The following is a 21156-nucleotide window of genomic DNA, read 5'->3' on the forward strand; positions in this document are numbered from 1 at the left end:
AATCAAGGAATGCATATTCATGATTTGTATTCAAAATCTAAAAAAGGAATATATTGGCAAAAACGCTCGTCATATCGCCCTTAATGGTATTAACCTTACCATTGAGGAAGGCGAGATTTTTGGCATTATTGGACGAAGTGGCGCAGGGAAAAGTACGCTTATTCGCTGTATTAATTTGCTGGAGAACCCTACAGAGGGAAAAATCACCATCAATGGTGATGATTTAACAACAAAATCACCTCATGAGCTTAGAAAGTTCAGACAAAAAATTGGCATGATCTTTCAGCATTTCAACCTTTTGTCCTCAAGAACTGTCTATGAAAATATTGCTTTCCCGCTTGAGCTTCAGCATATGCCAAAGGCTCAAATTGATAAAAAAGTCAAAGAGCTTATTTCACTGGTTGGGCTGCAAAACAAAACTCACGCCTACCCAGATGAGCTAAGTGGCGGACAAAAACAACGTGTTGGCATTGCACGTGCTTTAGCCTCAGATCCTGTTGCACTTTTATGTGATGAGGCAACCTCAGCACTTGACCCTGAGACAACTGAGCAAATTCTTGCACTTTTAAAAAAGCTCAATAAAGAGCTGAAATTAACCATTGTTCTTATCACACATGAGATGGATGTTATTCGTAAAATCTGCGATAAAGTGGCGATTATAGAGCATGGTGTCATTCAAGAAATTGGCACGGTCACTGAGCTTTTTTTAAATCCTAAAACAGCCATTGCAAAGAGCTTCACTGAAAGCAGTATGCACTTAAAGCTGCCAGCGGATATACAATCAAAGCTTTACCATGATCCTTATCAACAAGATAATTTAACTCCTGTGATTAAACTTACTTTTTTGGGGGATGCTATTACAACACCGGTTATTTCAGATTTAAATGCTAAATTTGCAGTGGCTTGTAATATCCTTCAAGCCAATATTGAAAGAATACAGTCTCAATCTGTTGGCATCACAATTTGCCACATTCAAGGAGAAAAAGACAAATGGGAAAATGCACTTGAATATTTACATCAACAAAACATTAAAATGGAGGTCATAGGTTATGCTGCAGTCAATGCTTTCTAATTTAGCGATTGCCACATGGCAAACCATTTATATGGTCTTTATTGCAACTGTTATTGCCGTTATAGGTGGCCTTATTCTAGGGATTTTATTGTATTTATCTCGCAATAAATCAAACCTTGCCATTAAACTATTTAACCAGATAGTCGGCTTTATTGTTAATGTAACACGCTCAATCCCTTATATTATACTGTTGATTCTACTGTATCCAGTAACAAAATTAATTGTCGGCAGCACCATTGGCACCACTGCATCTATTGTCCCTTTAGCGATTGCTGCCCTTCCCTTTTATGCAAGGCTCGCTGAATCAGCTATCTCAGAGGTAGACAAAGGATTGATTGAAGCGGCAAACGCCATGGGCGCTTCAAAGCTGCAAATCATCTTTAAAGTTCTTTTACCTGAGTCTCGTGTACTTTTAGTTGATGCTGCGACATTAACCACAATTGGTCTTATTGGATACTCTGCAATGGCTGGCATTGTAGGCGGCGGCGGTCTTGGTGATTTAACCTACTTCCAAGGCTATAATAATGGCAACTACTTCTTGCTCTATGGCGGGGTTATTCTCCTAATTATTCTTGTTCAGCTTTGCCAATCTTATGGGCAGTTTTTAACCTCTGCTAAAAGGCTCACAAGCGTATGGGTGCTTACTATTCTTCTGGCACTCGGTGTGGTTTCACAAGTTGGCTATAACCTTTATAGCGCATCAAAAATCACAAACGCTATTACCGTTGGTTACATGCAAGCACCAGCCCAAGACCAAATCATGGCTGAAGCCGCTAAAGTTGCAAAGGATAAATATGGATTGAATGTCAAACTTGTCAGCTTTGGTGATTATAATCTGCCTAATCGGGCACTGAGCACAGGCGATATTGATGCGAATGTATTTCAACATATTCCATTTTTAGAAAATCAGATAAAGCAATTTGGTTATAAGATATCAGAAATTGGCAAAACTTTTATCTACCCTATGGGCGTATTCTCAAATAAGATCAAATCGCTTAATGAAATTCAAGTGGGGGATAAAGTTGCCATTCCAAATGATCCGACAAACAGAGGACGCGCGCTTATGATTCTTCAAGATGCGGGGCTTATAAAATTAAAACCGGGTCTAAGCTGGAAAGCCACTTTAAATGACATTGTTTCTAACCCTTATAAATTACAGATTATTCCTCTGCAAGCCGATCAAATACCAAATAATCTTGGTAGTGTAACATTGGGTGTCATTACCAATGACTTTTTAGCAAAAGCGCATCTTACCTTAAAACAAGCTTTGTTTGTTGAACCAAAAGACTCACCTTTTGCAAATATCATTGTAGTTAGAACCAAGGATAAAGAAAATCCACTTCTTCTTAAGTTTGTTAAGGCTTATGAGTCACCAGAAGTGGCTAAAGTTGCAGATAAAGTCTATCCAGATAATGCAGCAATCCCTGCTTGGTAATCTTACAAGGGGTGAAATATCACAATAACCAAACCAGCTAGAAATAGTTATTCTCAATATTAACTTCTTCTATTTCTTGTCTACTATTATATTAAATAGTTGGGAGATTTTATGAGAAAATATAGAAGACAGCATGGGGTTTCTCTTATTGAGATAATGATTACTATAGCAGTTATTGCCATACTTGGAACAATTGCTGTTCCTGTATACTTCAGTTATGCAAAAGAGGCTGAACTTTCTGGGGCGCTACCTGTAATTGGAGCTGTTGAGCAAAAAATTGCTGATTACCGCCAGCAAAATGGAACGTTTGATGGTGCTAATAATACTTCTTTAGATATTGACTCACAATCCACGGTAAGCGATGTGATTAGCTCACTTACTATTGAAAATGGCATTATTACTATCGCCCTTCTTAGTAAGTATTCTGATGACTCAAATGACGCAAATCCTCGCTGGTTATTTGAGCCAACGGTAATAGAAAATGCTGTAGTTTGGCTATGTGCATCTACTTCAGGTATTACCTGCCCAGAGGGTTATGGTATTTCTTCTCAGACCATACAATTTCCAGAAGCTCCAGCTGCAGTTCCTCCCCCTGTTGGCCAGCGTCTACCCAATACCTTAGTCTATAGCACCCCTCAAAACTTAACTTCTTTACCTGGAGGCGGTAGAAATGGTGGCGCTATCGTTTATCTAGGAGATGGAGATGATCAAATTGATACAAGAGGAGCTGATGATATTGTATATGCTGGAGGTGGTAATGATATTATAGAGCTTGGCACCTATTTTGATAATATTGATGCTGGTAGTGGCGACGATATTGTAAATGGTGGTTGGGGCTTTGATATTATATACGGTGGATCAGGTGCTGATACAATTGATGGTGGAGAAAGAAATGATAACTGGAAGCAAACTGATACGCTTGTCTATGTAAAACCACGAGAGGCATATTTAATAACAGCAGTTGGAAACCCTGCTAGCGGCGGTGAAATTCATGTGCAAGACTTAGATACTGGAGAAATTGATATCGTCACCAATATCGAAGAGTTTAAATTTGGATATAATAAATCTCTTACTGACTTTGATGTCGGTGAATATGAACATAAAACAAATGGACGAAATGATAGCAATAAAAAGAACATTGCAAATACTGATGACTTTGATGAAAGCTATGTTATTGAATATCGTGATAACCATGCTCAAGAAGGGCAAATAAATCAATCACAACTAGATGCTTTACTTGGTATCTAACCATACACTTTAGCCTATTTCCTCTCTTTATTGATGCTACTTTTATCACGTTTATCAACGATATGCGCACAATAACAGCCTGCACCTACGGCCACAAATGCAGTGATAATCCAAACAATATAAAACATATTAATTCCTTAACTCTTATCTCTTTTTTGTACTTCAAAATACGCTTTTAGACTCTGATTAATATAACTCATGTGATCTTTCTTTTACTTCTTCAGGCGTCAGTGTCACTCCTCTGCCCCACATTTTTTTATACACGTACGTTGTATAAACAAAAATAATAGGCAACATAATCACAGCTACGATTAAAATACCTATCAATGAGATCAGTGAACTACTGGAGTTCCAAATAACAAAACTCTGCTCCGGTAAAATAGAAGATGGCATAATAAATGGAAAAAGGCTGAATCCTAAAGAAAATACGACACCAAAACAACTCAACACACTGGAGAAAAAAGCCAAAGTTGCTTTATGCTTTTGTGCAAATAGATAAGCACATATCGCACCTAAAAAGCCAAGAACGGGGGCAATTATCATCCAAGTATGATGCGCATAATTACTAAGCCAGCCACCTGTTGTGATCGTTACCTTTCCGCCGGTAAGCGGGTGTAAAACAGCTTGAGAGTATGAGCTTAGCTTATCACTTAACGCCCAATGATATCCTTGTAGCATACTAAGCCAAATCCCCACAAGTGCAAATAGGATAATAAATAAGATAATGCTTAGCTTTTGTATCTTAACAAAACGTGCATATAACACCCCTTCTGTACGCATAGCACAATAAGATGCCCCATGCATAATCGATAAGATTACTGCCATTACCCCAACTGCAATAGCAAATGGATTTAATAGTCCCAATAAAGAAATAAGTGCAGATTCCTGAGGAAGATTTACTGAGCCATAATAAAAACGCAAAGTTCCAGGATCAAAACCAAATGGCAGTCCTATAAATAAGTTTCCAATAGCAACACCAATAACTAAAATTGGCACCAAAGAGCCGATGCAAAGCATCCAATCCCAAAAATTTGTCCATTTTAATGAATGAATCTTATGGCGATATTCAAAAGCAACTGGCCGTAGAAACAATGCCCACAATACCACTAATATTCCAAGGTACATCCCTGAAAAAGAGCCAGCATATACACGTGGCCAAATAGCAAATAAGCCCGCACCTGCCGTAATAAGCCACACCTGATTGCCATCCCACGTCGGCGCAACGATATTAATCACTGCACGCTTTTCATATTCATTTTTCCCAACGAATCTTGCTAACATACCTGCACCGAAATCAAAGCAAATAGTTGCAGCAGCAAGAAACATAATAAGCCCAACCGCTAGCCATGCTAATAGTTGCACTACGGTATATGTATCTATCATAAACGGATCTCCTTCTCTGAGTGCTTCACTTTGGAATCTATTGATTGAGGGCCAAGACGCGCATATTTAAACATTAAAAACATCTCCACGGCAAAAAGTAGTGCATAAAACAACATAAACACAACAAGTGAAGCTAAGATATCCCACGCATTAATCGTGGAGGAGCTAATACTTGTTGGCAACATATCATAAACTGTCCAAGGCTGGCGACCATGCTCAGTAACAATCCAGCCACATAAGCAGGCAATCCATGGCGCAGGAATCATATAAAGCATCCAGCGAAGCGTCCATCTTTTCTGCCACAAACTATCTTTTGCTAACAAAATTAATCCAAACACAATCATGATAAACATCAATACACCCAAACCGACCATCACTCTAAAGGTCCAGAAAATCGTGCTCACATTCGGCACAGAGCTTTTTGCTGCCTCTAGAATCTGACTTTGTGTTGCAGAGGTGAGCTTCTCTCCCTCTGGCACATATCGAAGTAATAACATCCCAAAGCCTAGATCTTGCTTGTACTTATCATAAATCGTCACATTTTCTTTTGTGTCATGCCCTGCTCTCATTTCAAGCATTGCATCATAAGCCTTTGCACCATTTTGAATTCTAGTGATTACAGATGGAATCTCCTTACCATGAATATCCTTATAACCATCATATAAAATCGTTTTCACACCATATATTTTTTGATCTAAGGAATGTGTTGCCAAAATACCTAATGCACCTGGAATTTGAACAGACAAATAGTTTTTTTCATTATCCTGAGAAGGCAAAGCAACCACATTGAAATTAGCAGGTGGCTTTTGTGTATCCCATTCAGCCTCAATAGCTGCAAGTTTCATCGGTTGATATTTATAAGCTAATATACCTTGCTGATCGCCCATAAACATCACCATCAAAGACGCAATCACACCAAAACCAAGACCAATAGCCATAGAGCGTTTTGCAAAAGCAATCTCTCGCTTTTTCAATAAGAAAAATGCACTAATACCAATCACAAATATGGCTGATGTGGTATAACCTGCAATCACTGTATGCGCAAAACCTATTTGCGCAATTGGATTTAGAAATAGATCCAGTAGGTTGGTTGTTTCCATCCGCATTGTTTGCCAAACAAACTCACCCCCTACAGGCACCTGCATAAAGCCATTTGCAACTAAAATTAAAAGTGCTGATAAATTTGAGCCAATGGCCAAGCAGAACGTGGCACAAAGATGCTGCTTCTTTGACAGCTTATTCCAACCCAAAAAGAAAATACCAACAAAGGTTGACTCAAGCATAAAGGCTACAAGCCCCTCAATAGCAAGAGGCGTACCAAAGATATCACCTACAAATTGGGAGTAATATGCCCAGTTAAGCCCAAATGAAAATTCCATTGTTAGCCCTGAGAGCACACCCACGGCAAAGTTGATTCCTAAGAGTTTTCCCCAGAATTTGGTCATTCGTTTATAAACTTCCTTACCACTAATCACATACATTAATTCCATTGTAAAGATGATCCAGGTAAGTCCTAAGGTTAAGGGGACAAAAATAAAGTGAAACCCTGCAACAAAAGCAAATTGCCAACGTGCAAGCTCTACTGATAGCATACTTGGTAGCATGGTAAGCCTTAATGTTCATTCTACTAACTTGCATAGTTTATCCTCTAAAAGTTAAACGCATAGTCATAAAACTTAATTCTGTGGAATAACATCCTTTTCATTGATTTAGATCAAGTTCACAGCAAATAATTTCCGCCCAAATCAATGCTATGATACGCTTATCATATCCATGAACATAATCAGGTTATTGCAGAAATGAAAACGCTTATTCTTGGGATAGGCTCTCCTTTTGGGGACGATCAATTCGGTTGGCTCGTTGCTCAAAAAATCAAAGAAATGGATATTGACCCTCAAAGCATTATTATCGAAGTGACAGATCGCCCCGGACTTAATCTACTTCAGTATTTAGAAGACAGTCATTATGGTAAAATTATTTTAATCGATACGGTCAATGCCAATGAAACACCGGGAAAGCACTTTTATCTTAATGCAGATCAAATTAGTCAGTTTACTGGTTTTTTATCTTCGCATAATATTGGCGTTGCACCTTCTATCGCATTGGCAAAGGCACTTGGAATACATATCGCGCATATTCAATTTTACGGTGTGCAAGGCAAGTATTTGTATACAAAGAGTGAAAAAATCTCAACCGAAATCCAAGAACAATGCGATATTATGGCTGAGGAGATATATAAGGCGATTGCTAACAGTGATTGCTGATCCGTTGCTCTTTATGATGTAAAAGCTCTGTTTGAAAATGTTCTTTTGACTTAAAATCAATTGAATCAAGTAAATGCACTGCCTTTTCAAATGATGCCAGCAAATGCTCCACCATTAAAGAGGATATATTGCTTTTAATCACCACTCGAAACATGGACTGTGTTTGCGGTTGATCATGAAAAAGCCCTTCTATCTGTTTTGTCTCAGGATGATGAAATGCCATTTTGTACCCACCAACATACCAATGATGTAAAGATAATGCATGTTGTAAGTCAATATCATTATATTTAAAGCCACATGCGGGGTTCAGCATTGCTGTCACCACAGGCAAGCAATGTTCATCGCCATGGTCAAGGAGTATAAAGCGATCCTGATCTTTGTATCTCATTTTTTTAAGGCCATCACGTATCATTTTTGCATGAAACATCATACTCTCACAACACTTTTGATAACCTGACAAGCCATATCTTAAAAACTTGTAATACTGAACATAAACACCACTTGCAGGACGCGAGAAATTCAATGTATAAGAATCTGCCTGACCACCAAGGTAGGTTACCGAAGTTGCGACATGTTCACTCAAACCCTCTCGTCGCCTCCAAATAATCCAACCTGTCCCACAACAGGATTCACCATATTTATGGCCACTTGCTGAAATAGAAAGAACATTTTTAAGGCGAAAATCCCAAGCAGGCAGCCCTTTTTGAAAAGGTGCGATAAACCCACCTGAAGCGGCATCGATATGAATTCCCACTTGATATTGGAATCTCTCATTAATCTTTTCAATAACCTCATCCATAGCCCACACTGGATCATATTGACCGCCATAGTGATTCCCCATAATAGCGACAACAGCAATTGTATGCTCATCGATCATATCATAAAGATCATCAGCATCAATGCTAAAGCTTTTATAAGAGGGTTTGATTAACTTGCAATCAATATCAATATATTTTATTAGCTTTTCCCAAGCTGCTTGATAACAACTTGATATCACGATATTAGGGCGCACTTTTAATACTTCCTCTGCGCTTAATCCTTTATGCTTTGCGTACCACTTACGCCAACGGTATTTCAAAGCAAGCCCTGCTAATAAACAGGCTTCTGTTGAGCCAACCGTACATGCACCTGCGTACATACCATAGGTTTTAAATTCGTCCTCGTCTTTAGGGCAGTGCCATAGATCTGCGACCATATTAACCAAAGTATTATGAATTTTATAAGACTCCGGATAGACTGTTTGATCTGCAAGGTTCACCTTAAGCCCCATAAGGGCAACCTCTTCCTCTTCTTGCTCCAAAAGCACATTAACATAAGATGAGGTGTTCAGCTTAGGGTTAAAATCTAAAATAGATTCATTATCAATAATCGCCTTTACTTCCCTTGCGTCAAAGCCATACGTTGGAATCTTATTAGGTGCTTTTACTAGTGCATCTGACAAACTATCTTTATATGTTACCTCTTTTTCAAGCAGTAATGCCTTTAAGTGCCTAATTTCATCTTCTAAGCGTTTAATTTTTTTGTCCATACTTCTTAACCTTATTTCTTAAACTTGTGTAGATTTATCTGAAATGCCCCTCGGCCACGTAAATGTATCCATCTATGATGTTTATTAAAAGGGAAACAATGCAGCCAAAGTGCCTTGTCTTTTGTGTGCTTAGGCGCTGTTAAACTATAAATGATGTGTGGCAAAATCATAACGATAATAAAAGAGCTAAAAAGGATAGCTTCATAGGCGATTGATGATTCAGCTGCTATTTGCGAAGGAGGATAGATGGATATGTATATGGCTAAAATCACGGTAACAAGACCAATTAATGGAATCAAGTTCCTGCCTATTTTACCGCCTGGGACTATAAAGCTTCTTTTCACCTCTGCATAACGCCATTTTAAAATAAAATAGCTAACAAACAATAATGTATACATTGCTAAATAAATAAGTACAGCCAATGCCATAGCAATAATAAAAGACAAATTACTGCCGCCACCACCTAAGGTAATTACAAATGCCCAACCTGATACAATCACAGCCTGTATTGTAATTAGTCTAACAGGCACTTCATTTTTATTTGTCTTAGATAAGGCCTTAGGAAGAATATTTTCTTTAGCCGCAGCATATATGCCCTCGATGGGGCCAATAATCCATGAGCTGACCTCAGCAAGTGCTCCTATTGCTAGAAGAAAAGCAAAGATATAAGTTAACCACGTTAGATGGTAAATGGTTAATAAAACCTCAAAACTTTGTAATACCCCTGAGCTCATATTAATGGACTGCCCCGGAATCACAATCGCAATAGATAAACTCCCTAATATCGCAACTAAAATGGCGAATACACTTAAAAGAGCAAGTGCTACAGGATAACTCTTTTTGGGATTTTGCATTTCATTCACATGCACAGCAGATGCTTCAATGCCAGCATACGCTAAAATAAAGGTTATAAAGATTGTTAATGCATTGGGGTCTGTAAAATCAGGGAAAAAACTCCGCCAACTTAATGTAATGTTGATATTATGCCCTGTTATAACATATAAAAGCACCAATATAACAAGGGTTACCATGGGAACAACCACCCCTAAGATGACACCATAACTTGCAAGTTTTGAAGAAAAGGCAGCGCCTTTAAAGTTCACTATGGTTAATAGCCAAAAAATAATTATAACCATTAATGTTTTGTACGCAGGATTGCTATTTAATGAGGGCAAATCAAAAGCATAAGATAAAGAGCCAACAATAAAATATAACATGGCTAAAAATCCTACGGTAATCTGCGCCCATTGCAAAAATATGGCAAAGAACCCCCAACGCTTCCCTAATGCCACAGAGCACCATTTATAAACGCCTCCAACCTCCCAGCCCTCACCCGTGGCGAGTTCAGCCGACACAAGCGCTGTAGGAATAAAAAACAATAATGCTGCTGCTAAAAGAAAAAATATTAACGAAAACCCAGAGGCTGCAAGCACAGGGTAGCTGTATACCGTTAATATCATTGAAGCTGTTAATGAGAAAAAGCCAAAAATCGTAATCTTCTTTTGTTTTATTGGCAACTTAGACATTATGAATCTGCATTTTTATGTTTCAAACATGCTTTATGATGAGTTTGATCATAACATTTTAATCACCTGATTATAACTCAAATACGCCACATGCTATTATTTTTTGATCTATATCAAATTTTGATCAGCAATATAATCTGTGCGTATTTAGTACGCTTTTTTATCACCAACAAGTCAACTTACAATGTGATTCAAAGATTAATTTTTATTAAAAGACTTATTTAAAACGTATTTATCCCACTATGAAAAACTAATATCTAATTCTTTAACCCAATAATCAAGGAGATTAAGCTATGAATACCAATACAACTTTATCCACTAATGATCGTATTTTTGAAACACTACAAACGATTGCAGATAGCTTTAATAATGATGCTGACTTATGTGACGCATTAAAAGGAGATCAAGGCTGGATTAATGCAACGATTGTCTTAACAAGTGAAGATCATCATATAGCGCAAACTATTGAGATCAAAAACGGCGTTATTAGCATCACACCTGCAATCATATCTGAAGCTGATGCAACCTTGGTATTCTTAAGTGAAAAAGACTTCATTCGCTACACTCAAGCCAAAAAAGATGATGTCTATCGTATGATATTAAAGGGAAGAATGCGTGTTGAAGGCAATGCTGCACTTTACTACTACTATGACTACTTAACGAGCCTTATCACACTTGATGATCAGAAAAAAGCCACTGCAATACAAATTGCGGAGCATAAAGCGCAAAACTTACAAATGGCCAGAGAAAGCCAAATGCCAGATAGAAGCATTCATCACTCTCGTGTTCAGCATAGACTGAAGGCAAAAGAGGTGGATTCAGGTGTTAAATATTTAGGTGAGCCTTATTTATCAAAATACACACTTGATGACTTTCCAAGACTAATGCGTTTTCGCCAAGAATATCTAAATACAAAAACCCAAGTGACCATAGAACACGGAAAGCTACTGACTGACTTTTTTATTAAACATGGCTATGAATATCAAGTCGATGGTAACGTATGGGATCCTGTGTTACGTAAAGCACAAAGCTTTAACTATCTTATGGAAAATAAACGGCCTGTTATTAGAGAGGACAGTTTCCTTGCAGGCACCTATACCCCTAATGCTATTTCAGGCACTATTACTCAGCCCTATGCTGTTGGTTGGCAGATCTGGGGGGAGCTTAATACACTTCAGTTTCGTGAGCTTGATGCTTATCATATCAAAGATGAAGATGCTAAAACTTGGCATAAATATGTAATGCCTTTTTGGGCAAGTCGCAATCTTGAGCAATTATGGAAAACAGAATTTAATCACTCACTTGCCTCACAAATTCACAGTCGATATTTCGCTTTATATTTTTGGAAAACCTTCTCCCATAGCGCTTTGTCTGTTGGATTCGAAAAAGTTGTTACAAAAGGGCTAAATGGACTTAAAGATGAAATCTCACAATCACTTGAACAAACCAAGCATGACCAGGAAGGCTTCAACACACTTACAGGAATGAGGATTGCCATTGATGGCGTTCTTACTTACTGTGATAATTTAAAATCAGAGGCTAGCAAGCTTGCAAATAAAACAAGTAATCCACTTAGAGCAAAAGAGCTTCAAACAATTGCAGATCGATTATCACATGTGCCACAGCGCCCTGCTCGCACCCTAGATGAGGCATTGCAAAGTTTATGGATTATGCATATAGCTGTGGGACTTGAAAGCCATGATGACGGCCCAAGCATGGCTCGGCTAGATCAAATTTTACAGCCTTATTTTATCTCTGATATACAAAAGCTTAAAACAGCACTTGAAAGACAAAACTATATCGAATATGTCATTGAAATCTTGGGCGATTTTTTCTTTCGCCTAGCAAGTCATCAAATTGCCACACCTGAAATTGCCTCTTGGCAAAATTCAGGGGCCCCACCAACAACGAGCATTGTCGTCGGTGGTGTTGATGATAAAGGTAAAGATGCTGTTAATGATATGTCCTATATCATTTTAAAAGTCACCGAGATGTTACGCCTAAATGACCCCAATATGCATGCGAGATTTATGCCTGAAGTCAATAGTCTTGCCTTTTTAAAACGTGTTTGCGAAGTTAACTATATTACCTGCGCAACACCTTGTATTCATAATGATAACATGATGCTTAGGGCATTAAGCACTAACCATCCAACTTGGGATATCAAAGACATTCGCAATTGGACGCCAACTGGCTGTGTTGAGCCTACCATTCCTGGAATGCATTGTTCAACAACAGGAAGCATCGTTAGTAACTTAATGGCGCCATTTGAAATGACGCTCAACAATGGAACTCATCCCCTGCAAAACTGGAAACTTGGACCTGAAACAGGAGAGCTAGAAACATTCACAAACTTTGAGGACTTTTATAATGCATTTGTTAAACAGTTTGAGTTCTTATATACCATTGCAATAGAAGGCAATAATGAGCTTGGGGTTGTCAATCAGCGTCATATGCCCTCTCCACTTTTATCTTCATTATTGGACAGCTGCATTCAAAAAGGACGTGGGCTGATGAGAGGTGGTGCTAAGTATAATACCTCTGGAGTCAGTTTAATTGGTTTATCTGATCTGGTGGATTCTCTACTTAGCATTAAGCAACTTGTATTTGATGAGAAAAGGGTTAGCCTTAGCGAGCTTAAACACGCCATCGATCAGAACTATGTTGGCTATGAGAAACTTCGAGCGATTATTCAAAACACCGTTCCTAAATTTGGCTCAGGAAATAAGCAAGCAACCGATATGGCAAAGAAAGTAACTTTAATGATTGCGAATTTTCTTCATTCGCATCAAAATTTCAGAGGTGGAAGATATACACCGGGCTATTGGACGATGAATAATCATACTGTCTATGGGCGTGTCAGTGGCGCATCTCCTTCAGGCAGACTTGCTGGTGAACCATTTACACCAGGATTAACTCCTAACCCAAAAGCATCAAAAAATATTTTAGATAATCTTCTAGATGTTGCTAAACTTGCGCCTGAAACGCTAGATAATAACATTGCATTTAATGTGCGTATTGCGCCTTCTAAAAAGGATTCACATGAAGAAATTATTGACCGACTCACAGCCTATGTTAAAACCTACTTTGAGCAAGGCGGAATGCAGGTTCAGCTCATTATGATTGACACTGACACACTAAAAGATGCAATGGCTCATCCTGAGCTATACCCTGATTTAATGGTGAGAGTATCTGGCTACTGTGGCTATTTCACCAAAATGCAGCGAGACCTTCAACTTGAAATTATTAGACGGAGTGAGTACGGTGTATAAACTGAACCCCTGTAACATTAAAATGCATGAACATCAGCCGTTAATTATTGATATAAAAGGCAACTCTCTTGATGATGGTCCTGGAGTTCGCTCAGTGATTTTCGTTAAAGGTTGCCCACTTCGATGTGTTTGGTGTCAAAACCCAGAAAGCAAGCATGTAAAACAAGAGATTTTCTATGATCAAAGCCAATGCATTGGCTGTGGTGATTGTATTACACATTGCAGCGAAAAGGCATTAACACTTGTCAATGGAAAAATCCTGTTTGATCATGCCAAATGCACAGCTTGCATGGCATGTGTTTCAAGTTGTGAACCAAAAGCCATCAGTGCAGTTGGTGCAAATTTAAGTATTGATGATATTATGGCTAAAATACTGCCTTATCAGCCATTTTTTGACAATACAGGTGGTGGTGTAACTATTACAGGTGGTGAGGCAACTTTATTTATGCCCTTTATCTCAAGCCTGTTAAAAACATTGAAGAAACATAATATACACACCTTGTTAGAAACATGTGGCATGTTTAATTTCAAGCGTTTTGAAACACTCATTTTACCCTATTTAGATACTGTCTATGTTGATATGAAAATTGTTGATAAAGAGGATCATATCAATTATTGCGGCCAGTCTAATGAGCGAATATTAGAAAATATTCAGAAACTGCATCAGCGAAGTAAAAAAGGCTCTTTTACGCTTTTAACCAGAACCCCACTTATTCCTAATATTACTGATACAGATAAAAACATTATGCAAATATGTGAGTTTTATCAGCAAGTTGGTATTAAGAAAGCGGCCATTTTAAAAAACAACCCCCTATGGATGGATAAAGCCAAGCACCTTGGTGTCAAACTGGATTTGCCACAGCAAGCAAGGCAATTCTACCGTGAGGAAAAGTTTACTCATATCCAAAAGCTATTTAATGATAAGGGGATTCACATTGTCAGCATGTAAAGGAAAAATCACAAATACACAAGCGCACGTTAAATACAAACTAGGCATCTGTATGGTTGTACTTTCCCTTACCCTCCCCATAATTGGGATCTTACTTACCTTTGTCCCAATGCCAAGCACATTAAAAATTTTTGTATCTTTGGTATGCATTATTGGTTTGCCTGATATTTTGTTTTGTCTCGGTGCTGTATTAGCTGGCAAAGAAGTTGTTACAAAAATTAAAGCTAAAGTGTTTCATTACTATAATAAACCTGTAGGCAAGGCTCGCTACTACTTTGGGTGCACTTTATTTGCTTCCAGCATTCTAGCAAACTTTGCACTCCAATCCTTGTTTATGATATTTGATATTATCATTACTCAAGGCCCGCTTCTATACTATGCAACTATTACGCTTAATATTATGATGATTCTCGGATTCATTCTATCTGGGCATCTTTTTTGGGATAGACTAAAGCGCGCCTTCTATTATGATAGAGAAAAAATGCAACCATGCATAAAATAACTAAGCACCCGCCTATCCAAGATGAATAATTATTTAAGCCATTGGCTAAAAATTGCATCACTTGAACCTCTAATATATCAAGAAGCTCAAGTAACCCTATTACAAAAGAGAAAATTGTAACAATGAGCAAAATACAAAAATTTATCCGCTTTTTAAATGTGTCGGCGTAATTGGCTGTACTCCAAAGCTTCATAACTAAAGCCGCATCGAGTGTATCGATAATGACCATACCGCTAGCAAAGGCAACTGGCAATGACAAGATCAACCAAATACTCTCCCCGGATAGAAGTCCCACTGCAGCCATTGACAATAAGGCAATTTCTGTTGCAGTATCAAACCCAAGCCCAAATAAAAAGCCAACAAAGTACATCTTAAAGGGTCTGTTAATCAATTTAAAGATCGGCTTAGTCAGCAAAAATAGCGCTGATTGAGAGTGCCCTGCACTTTTATTATATTTAAACTTGCTGAGTGTAATTGCATTTAAAACCCCTGTTAGCCATAAAAATACAATCGAAACAATGCTACCAACAAGCGCCCCTGTTTCAATCATCCCTGAGCCTATCGATTCGGCAAGCGTAACACCTAAAACGATTAGTAAGGTTAAAGCAAAAACAATGCTTGAATGGCCAAGTGCAAAGAAAAGCCCAACATTTGGTGATGCTTTATTTGTATCGATTAATTGGCGTGTAACATTGTCAATGGCAATGATATGATCAACATCAAAACCATGTCGAATACCCAGCAAAAATGCGATAAGAATCATTCCCAATAAGGCTGATTCGTTAGCAAATAGGCTTAATAGCAAACACCAAAGTATCATGACAACGGCAGCAAGTTTGATAAAGTAACTTCTTTTCATATTAACTTCGCTTGATGTTAAGGGTGAGAAAATGCGCTGAACAGGAGATACATGGATCATAGTTGCGAATAACCATCTCTGCATGCTGGCGCAGCTCATCATCTGAGCGATCCAGACCAAACTTGCTTAACGACTGACGCAAATCAGCTTCCATGCAAGCTAGATTTTGCGCCGTAGGAGGCGTAATACGAATTTTAGTTGCTCTTCCCTTACTATCAAATTCAAAATAGTCAATTTGTATCCCACGTGGTGCTTCACTTGCACCCCACGCTTTCCCTGCCTTATAAGTCACATCGACATAAGGCTTATCAGGATATTGATAGTCCCTTAAGATCCTTAAAATCTCAAAAATAGCATAGTAGCATTCAATAGAACGCGCTAGTATGCTATGGAAAATATTATTACTTGGAAATTGAATACCCGTACTTTCAGCCAGCAGTTTCACTTCTTTCGGTAATTTTTCAAAATTCAAATTAAAGCGCGATAAAGGGGAGGTTAAATAAGGCTTTCCATCTTTAGTTGAATGAAGTGCTGTTGACTGTGGAGCATGAAATTCATGAAAATACTCATCCCACTGATCAATATGAAATCTCTCGCCTCTACTGGTAACAACTTGATCTGTAATCACGGGGTAAGCATCAGTTGGATCACTTAGCGCTACTTGAGTTAAGCCCTCAAACTCTACATCAGGGTAAGGCAGTTTTGAGAACCACTTAACAACATTCTCCGCATCAACAAGCCCCTCTTCTAAACGTACAATCAATGCATTAATTTCAGATTGTTTAGGTGCACGATAAAAACCGCCTACTTTAATTGCACCTGGGTGCACTGACCTGCCACCAAAGAGTTTTAAAATATCATTTCCCAAATGCTGAAGTCTTACCCCTCTTTTAACTTCATTTGGGAAATCTTTGGCCATTTCAATAGCAGAGTGATACTTTAAAAAATCTGGCGCAGCCAAAATATGTGTATGTAAATAATGAGACTCCATCCATTCAGCCAGATACATTACTCTTCGCATTGAATGTACCCATGGCGTAACCTCAACATCAAATGCACGCTCCATTAAAGTAACCACACTCATCTGATAGGCCATTGGACAAATCCCACAAATTCTTGCTACTGCATCAATAATTTCATTTGGTTCTCGCCCCTCTAAAAATTTTTCAAAATACCTTGGAGGTTCATAGATTCTGACATGACATTTGGTAATGTTTCCATCTTTAATCTCAAGATCAAGCGCACCTTCCCCTTCAACACGAGCAAGAATTGGCACTTCAATTTTTTTATTTATCTGTGAGCTGCTCATTTCAAATCCCCTGCTTCTTTAAAGCCTGCTTGCTGATTATTAATAAAGTGATATTTATGTGCAATTTCCTCATCACTTAACCCAAGCTCTTTTAACTTCTTCGTCATCGCTGCAAAATTTGCATATTTAGAAGGACCATAGCAACCATAACAACCTCGATTAATAAATGGACAAAGTGCATCGCAACCATTTGCAGTGACAGGGCCAAGGCAAGGCTCGCCCTTTGCAACCATAACACAGCTTATTCCACGGTGTTTACAAGAAGTACACACAGGATCAACAACTTTTTCAGGTTCAACCTTAAATAAGAGTTGCCTCACGGCATGATACATCTGTTCGCTACTAACAGGACACCCACGCACTTCAAAATCAACTTCAATATAATCTTCAATCGCTTGAGCAGTATCAAGTTCATTTTTACGAATTACATCGGTATGCTCTGGATATACATCTTTCATCCAAAGCTCAAACTCAGCCTCTATGGTATTATTACGTAGGGCTTGAATTCCTCCAGAAGTTGCACACGCACCCATTGCAATCACATATTGACTATTTTGGCGAATTTTTTGAATGCGTTCAACATCATGTTTAGTATTAATACTTCCTTCTATAATCGCCACATTAACTTTAGCATTTTCATCAACAGGACCTGCTTCTGCAAAGTGCTTAATATCGACTAAGCTTGCGAGCTCTAGCAGCCTCAAGCCATCATTAATAAAGGCTAATTGACAACCATCACATGAGCTAAACTTATGTACTGCTAAAGTCGGCTTTTGAGGTAGCGCTGCGAGTTTATCATGATGTGACATTTTACACTCCTTTAATTTCCAGTAATGATTCAACCATTGGATAGGCATAAACTGCACCATCTTTACATATAAACTCTTTCCCCATTTGACAGTGACCACAATGACCAATAGCGCATTTCATACTACGCTCTAGAGAGATATAAATATTGTCCTTAGGCACACCTGTTTGAATAAAAGACTTTGCTACATTTTTCATCATAATTTCAGGTCCAACACTCATTACAATTGTATTGGCATAATCCAGTGCTAAATCGGGAATCGCTTCGGTTACAAACCCTTGGTACCACTTCCAAGGACCAAAGCTTTCACCAGCTGTAGCGGTGATAATCACCTCTGTGTTCTCAATATTATTCCATCTAGTATACTTATCTTGATAAATCAGTCCCTTTGCTTCTTTAATACCTTGAACAACATAGACTCTATTATAAGCATCTCTATTAGCGAATATTCTTTCACATGCAGCAACCAGCGGGGCATTACCAAGCCCTCCTGTCATAATGACAACATCCTTACCTTTTGCCTCATCAACTGGCCACATACTGCCAAAGGGACCACGAATACCAATCTTCTGACCCTTTTCTAACTTAGCCATCCCTTTAGTGATACGTCCAACCACTTGAATTGTGTGTTCAAATATATCTGCTGAAAACGCTCTATCATTAACGATAGAAATCGCCACCTCTCCGACACCATAAAGATAAAGCATGTTAAACTGCCCAGGTTCGAAACGATATTGTTGACGCAAATTTTTATCTACAAGTGAGCACCTTAAAGTGAAAATATCTGGCGCATCTTGGATAAACTCAACAATCTCTGCTTCATAGGGTAAATAAGCATCTTCAGGATATATCATAAAGCATCTCCTTTATGGCAAATCGCATTGATTTCTTCTGTTACATCAATTTTCACAGGGCACCATGTAATACAACGGCCACAACCCACACAGCCTTTTGTACGAAATTGATCGCGCCAAGTTGAAAACTTATGTGTCAGCCATTGACGATAACGATATTTTGGCTCAGCACGATATAGCTCACCATGTGTATAGCTGTGATCAAGACCAAAACAAGAGTCCCACTCTCGTATATGCTCACTCTCATCTCCATTTAAACTTGGATTTTCTTTTTCTGTATGACAGAAGCATGTCGGACATGCTTGAGTACAGCTACCACAAGATAAACAGCGCTCAGCAACCTCTTCCCAGCGTTTATGATCATGTGACTCAAACAAGACTTTTTCAACTGTTTTCACATCGGGAATGGTTTTTTCCTGATATTCAGATACTTTTTCTATTGCACTTAGCGCCTTTTGTGTTTGTGTTGCACTTGCTGGCTGAAGCTGCAATGATTGAATACAAATTCGCCCGTTATCACTGCCTGAAGTTAGGACAAACCCATTGTCAATTTCAGTCATCGCCAAATCAAACCCACTATCTGCATAAGGCCCATCACCTAGACTACAGCAAAAACAGTTGTGATGTGAACTAGTGCAATTTGCGGCAATGATAAATAACCGCTCCCTTCTTGCTTTATAACGTACATCCTGATAAGCATTTTCAATAAAAACACGATCTTGAATTTCAATTGCTCTTAAATCACAAGGGCGCACACCTAAAATTGCATATGACTTCTCATTTTTTTGTGCTTCAAAAACAAGTTTACCTTCTGTATTACGCTTAACCTTCCAAAGAACTTCTTTTTCTTCAAATAGCATAGGCTTGATGGATTGGACAGGCAAAGTCCAACCAAAAGCCATTTTTTTATCAGTTTTCAAAGTTAAATAATGCGCAGGCTCCTGAGAATCAATATATCCCCAAGGAAGATCTTTAGCACTATTTAAGTCTCCATAAACAATATTGTCTTCCTCAACAACAGGTGCCTTAATATGGTAACCTTTTCCCCTCAGATAATAAATTAAATCATCCAAGCGTTCATGTTCTAAAAAATAATATTGACTCATTGTTTTCTCCTAGCATATTCTTGGCAATTGTTCACCTGTTAACCAATCAACCCTTCGCATACCACCAAAAGCTGTTTTCATTTGTACGCCTTGCGTCTTTGTATCACTTATTTCAGCAATAATTTGTGCATTTCCACCGAGTGGATGTTTGCGTAAATGCGCTAATATAGATTGACTGTCTTCATTACTACAAACGATAAGAAGCTTGCCTTCATTTGCAATAAACAAAGGGTCCAGTCCTAATAACTCACAGGCTGACTCTACTTCTTGTGAAATAGGAAGCGTCGCTTCGTCTACAACAATTGAGCAATGATATTTATCTGCCCATTCATTCAGCGTTGCTGCAATTCCCCCTCTTGTTGGATCACGCATCATTTTAATATTAAGGTTTTGTGACAACAAATGCTCAACCAATCCGTTAAGTGCTATCGCATCACTTACTACATCTGTCATGAAATCTAAATTTGCACGTTTTGACATAACAGCAACCCCGTGCTCAGCGATATTACCATTGATGATTATCTTGTCGCCTCCTTGCACTTTTTGGTGTGATACACTGGCATTTTGATCAATAACACCCACCCCTGAAGTGTTAATAAAAATGCCATCGCCTTTACCTTTTTCAACCACTTTTGTATCTCCAGTGACAATCTTTACACCTGCGGTTTTTGCGGCATCTGCCATTGAATAGACTATCTTCTTTAAATCTTTTAACGGTAACCCTTCTTCAAGAATGAACCCTACAGAGATATAAAGTGCCTTGGCACCACTCATGCATAGATCATTCACTGTTCCATACACAGCTAAAGAGCCAATATCACCCCCTGGGAAAAAATATGGTGAAACAACAAAACTATCTGTTGTAAAAGCAAGCTTACCATTTAGCTTTGGTAAAATTGCCTGATCTTCATTTTGTGCTAAGTATTCATTGGCAAATGCTTTTCGCATTAATTGATCAATTAAGCGATTCATAGCCTTTCCACCCGCGCCCATGCTCAAATCAACCAGTGCGCTATTAAAATTCAGTTTTACTGCCATATT

The 21156-nt window shown here is 38.4% G+C and carries 18 protein-coding genes; 7 read left to right on the forward strand and 11 right to left on the reverse strand.

The features are described 5' to 3' along the window. The first annotated feature begins 19 nt into the window (after positions 1-19). The 3 genes from A37Q_RS0110205 to A37Q_RS0110215 all read left to right on the forward strand — a co-directional run bounded on the left by A37Q_RS0110205 (position 20) and on the right by A37Q_RS0110215 (position 3755). Positions 20-1072, forward strand: coding sequence for a methionine ABC transporter ATP-binding protein (locus A37Q_RS0110205; protein WP_018300175.1), 1053 nt, complete (start codon positions 20-22; stop codon positions 1070-1072). Beyond that, the gene (locus tag A37Q_RS0110210; RefSeq protein ID WP_018300176.1) at positions 1050-2507 is read left to right on the forward strand and encodes a MetQ/NlpA family ABC transporter substrate-binding protein; all 1458 of its coding nucleotides are present in this window, start codon (positions 1050-1052) and stop codon (positions 2505-2507) included. Before A37Q_RS0110205 ends, A37Q_RS0110210 begins: the two co-directional genes overlap by 23 nt. Before the next feature lie 111 nt (positions 2508-2618). Beyond that, positions 2619-3755 (forward strand): pilin, encoded by a 1137-nt coding sequence (locus A37Q_RS0110215; protein ID WP_018300177.1) that lies wholly within the window; start codon positions 2619-2621, stop codon positions 3753-3755. 14 nt (positions 3756-3769) lie between these two features. On the opposite strand, the gene A37Q_RS16295 is transcribed toward A37Q_RS0110215, so the two are convergent. The 3 genes from A37Q_RS16295 to A37Q_RS0110230 are packed head-to-tail and all read right to left on the reverse strand — an operon-like array spanning position 3770 to position 6742. Beyond that, positions 3770-3883, reverse strand: a complete 114-nt coding sequence (locus tag A37Q_RS16295) for a hypothetical protein (RefSeq protein WP_018300178.1) — start codon at positions 3881-3883, stop codon at positions 3770-3772. A 58-nt stretch (positions 3884-3941) separates the two neighbouring features. Then, the gene (gene cydB, locus A37Q_RS0110225; protein ID WP_018300179.1) at positions 3942-5138 is read right to left on the reverse strand and encodes a cytochrome d ubiquinol oxidase subunit II; all 1197 of its coding nucleotides are present in this window, start codon (positions 5136-5138) and stop codon (positions 3942-3944) included. Then, on the reverse strand, positions 5135-6742 hold the full coding sequence (locus tag A37Q_RS0110230) for a cytochrome ubiquinol oxidase subunit I (RefSeq protein ID WP_018300180.1): 1608 nt from the start codon (positions 6740-6742) through the stop codon (positions 5135-5137). Before A37Q_RS0110230 ends, cydB begins: the two co-directional genes overlap by 4 nt. 195 nt (positions 6743-6937) lie before the next feature. Here A37Q_RS0110230 and A37Q_RS0110235 point away from each other — a divergent pair, with 195 nt between their 5' ends. Next, positions 6938-7402, forward strand: a complete 465-nt coding sequence (locus A37Q_RS0110235) for a hydrogenase maturation protease (protein WP_018300181.1) — start codon at positions 6938-6940, stop codon at positions 7400-7402. Here A37Q_RS0110235 and A37Q_RS15945 read toward each other — a convergent pair. Both A37Q_RS15945 and A37Q_RS0110245 read right to left on the reverse strand, forming a co-directional pair. Continuing rightward, the gene (locus tag A37Q_RS15945) at positions 7386-8930 is read right to left on the reverse strand and encodes a pyridoxal-dependent decarboxylase (protein WP_018300182.1); all 1545 of its coding nucleotides are present in this window, start codon (positions 8928-8930) and stop codon (positions 7386-7388) included. The genes A37Q_RS0110235 and A37Q_RS15945 overlap by 17 nt on opposite strands. An 11-nt stretch (positions 8931-8941) precedes the next feature. Continuing rightward, positions 8942-10456 (reverse strand): amino acid permease, encoded by a 1515-nt coding sequence (locus A37Q_RS0110245; RefSeq protein WP_018300183.1) that lies wholly within the window; start codon positions 10454-10456, stop codon positions 8942-8944. Between the two features lie 293 nt (positions 10457-10749). On the opposite strand from A37Q_RS0110245, the gene A37Q_RS0110250 reads away from it, so the two are divergent. The 3 genes from A37Q_RS0110250 to A37Q_RS16615 are packed head-to-tail and all read left to right on the forward strand — an operon-like array spanning position 10750 to position 15179. Continuing rightward, the gene (locus A37Q_RS0110250; protein ID WP_018300184.1) at positions 10750-13728 is read left to right on the forward strand and encodes a pyruvate formate lyase family protein; all 2979 of its coding nucleotides are present in this window, start codon (positions 10750-10752) and stop codon (positions 13726-13728) included. After that, positions 13721-14677 carry a glycyl-radical enzyme activating protein gene (locus A37Q_RS0110255; RefSeq protein ID WP_018300185.1) on the forward strand — a complete coding sequence of 319 codons (957 nt, stop codon included), beginning with the start codon at positions 13721-13723 and terminating at the stop codon, positions 14675-14677. Before A37Q_RS0110250 ends, A37Q_RS0110255 begins: the two co-directional genes overlap by 8 nt. Next, positions 14646-15179, forward strand: a complete 534-nt coding sequence (locus A37Q_RS16615; RefSeq protein ID WP_154648676.1) for a transporter suffix domain-containing protein — start codon at positions 14646-14648, stop codon at positions 15177-15179. The genes A37Q_RS0110255 and A37Q_RS16615 overlap by 32 nt, the downstream gene beginning before the upstream one ends. Here A37Q_RS16615 and A37Q_RS0110265 read toward each other — a convergent pair. Genes A37Q_RS0110265 through hypE form a run of 6 tightly spaced genes read right to left on the reverse strand, consistent with a single transcriptional unit; the run spans position 15094 to position 21153 of the window. Further along, positions 15094-16038 carry a HoxN/HupN/NixA family nickel/cobalt transporter gene (locus A37Q_RS0110265; protein ID WP_018300186.1) on the reverse strand — a complete coding sequence of 315 codons (945 nt, stop codon included), beginning with the start codon at positions 16036-16038 and terminating at the stop codon, positions 15094-15096. The genes A37Q_RS16615 and A37Q_RS0110265 overlap by 86 nt on opposite strands. A gap of 1 nt (position 16039) precedes the next feature. Then, complete coding sequence (locus A37Q_RS0110270; RefSeq protein ID WP_018300187.1) at positions 16040-17347, reverse strand: Ni/Fe hydrogenase subunit alpha; 1308 nt, start codon at positions 17345-17347, stop codon at positions 16040-16042. Next, on the reverse strand, positions 17344-18156 hold the full coding sequence (locus A37Q_RS0110275) for an NADH-quinone oxidoreductase subunit B family protein (RefSeq protein WP_018300188.1): 813 nt from the start codon (positions 18154-18156) through the stop codon (positions 17344-17346). The genes A37Q_RS0110270 and A37Q_RS0110275 overlap by 4 nt, the downstream gene beginning before the upstream one ends. Before the next feature lies 1 nt (position 18157). Then, complete coding sequence (locus A37Q_RS0110280; protein ID WP_018300189.1) at positions 18158-19009, reverse strand: FAD/NAD(P)-binding protein; 852 nt, start codon at positions 19007-19009, stop codon at positions 18158-18160. Next, positions 19006-20115 (reverse strand): 4Fe-4S dicluster domain-containing protein, encoded by a 1110-nt coding sequence (locus A37Q_RS0110285; protein ID WP_018300190.1) that lies wholly within the window; start codon positions 20113-20115, stop codon positions 19006-19008. Before A37Q_RS0110285 ends, A37Q_RS0110280 begins: the two co-directional genes overlap by 4 nt. A 9-nt stretch (positions 20116-20124) precedes the next feature. Continuing rightward, on the reverse strand, positions 20125-21153 hold the full coding sequence (gene hypE, locus A37Q_RS0110290) for a hydrogenase expression/formation protein HypE (protein ID WP_018300191.1): 1029 nt from the start codon (positions 21151-21153) through the stop codon (positions 20125-20127). Between the last annotated feature and the right edge of the window lie 3 nt (positions 21154-21156).

This window comes from Fangia hongkongensis FSC776 = DSM 21703 (genome assembly GCF_000379445.1).
In the GTDB taxonomy this organism is placed as follows: Bacteria; Pseudomonadota; Gammaproteobacteria; order Francisellales; family Francisellaceae; genus Fangia; species Fangia hongkongensis.

Coding starts and splice junctions, on each gene's coding strand:
- A37Q_RS0110205 (WP_018300175.1), top strand. CDS start 20: ATGATTTGTATTCAAAATCTAAAAAAGGAATATATTGGCAAAAACGCT.
- A37Q_RS0110210 (WP_018300176.1), top strand. CDS start 1,050: ATGCTGCAGTCAATGCTTTCTAATTTAGCGATTGCCACATGGCAAACC.
- A37Q_RS0110215 (WP_018300177.1), top strand. CDS start 2,619: ATGAGAAAATATAGAAGACAGCATGGGGTTTCTCTTATTGAGATAATG.
- A37Q_RS16295 (WP_018300178.1), bottom strand. CDS start 3,883: ATGTTTTATATTGTTTGGATTATCACTGCATTTGTGGCCGTAGGTGCA.
- cydB (WP_018300179.1), bottom strand. CDS start 5,138: ATGATAGATACATATACCGTAGTGCAACTATTAGCATGGCTAGCGGTT.
- A37Q_RS0110230 (WP_018300180.1), bottom strand. CDS start 6,742: ATGCTACCAAGTATGCTATCAGTAGAGCTTGCACGTTGGCAATTTGCT.
- A37Q_RS0110235 (WP_018300181.1), top strand. CDS start 6,938: ATGAAAACGCTTATTCTTGGGATAGGCTCTCCTTTTGGGGACGATCAA.
- A37Q_RS15945 (WP_018300182.1), bottom strand. CDS start 8,930: ATGGACAAAAAAATTAAACGCTTAGAAGATGAAATTAGGCACTTAAAG.
- A37Q_RS0110245 (WP_018300183.1), bottom strand. CDS start 10,456: ATGTCTAAGTTGCCAATAAAACAAAAGAAGATTACGATTTTTGGCTTT.
- A37Q_RS0110250 (WP_018300184.1), top strand. CDS start 10,750: ATGAATACCAATACAACTTTATCCACTAATGATCGTATTTTTGAAACA.
- A37Q_RS16615 (WP_154648676.1), top strand. CDS start 14,646: ATGATAAGGGGATTCACATTGTCAGCATGTAAAGGAAAAATCACAAAT.
- A37Q_RS0110265 (WP_018300186.1), bottom strand. CDS start 16,038: ATGAAAAGAAGTTACTTTATCAAACTTGCTGCCGTTGTCATGATACTT.
- A37Q_RS0110270 (WP_018300187.1), bottom strand. CDS start 17,347: ATGAGCAGCTCACAGATAAATAAAAAAATTGAAGTGCCAATTCTTGCT.
- A37Q_RS0110275 (WP_018300188.1), bottom strand. CDS start 18,156: ATGTCACATCATGATAAACTCGCAGCGCTACCTCAAAAGCCGACTTTA.
- A37Q_RS0110280 (WP_018300189.1), bottom strand. CDS start 19,009: ATGATATATCCTGAAGATGCTTATTTACCCTATGAAGCAGAGATTGTT.
- A37Q_RS0110285 (WP_018300190.1), bottom strand. CDS start 20,115: ATGAGTCAATATTATTTTTTAGAACATGAACGCTTGGATGATTTAATT.
- hypE (WP_018300191.1), bottom strand. CDS start 21,153: ATGGCAGTAAAACTGAATTTTAATAGCGCACTGGTTGATTTGAGCATG.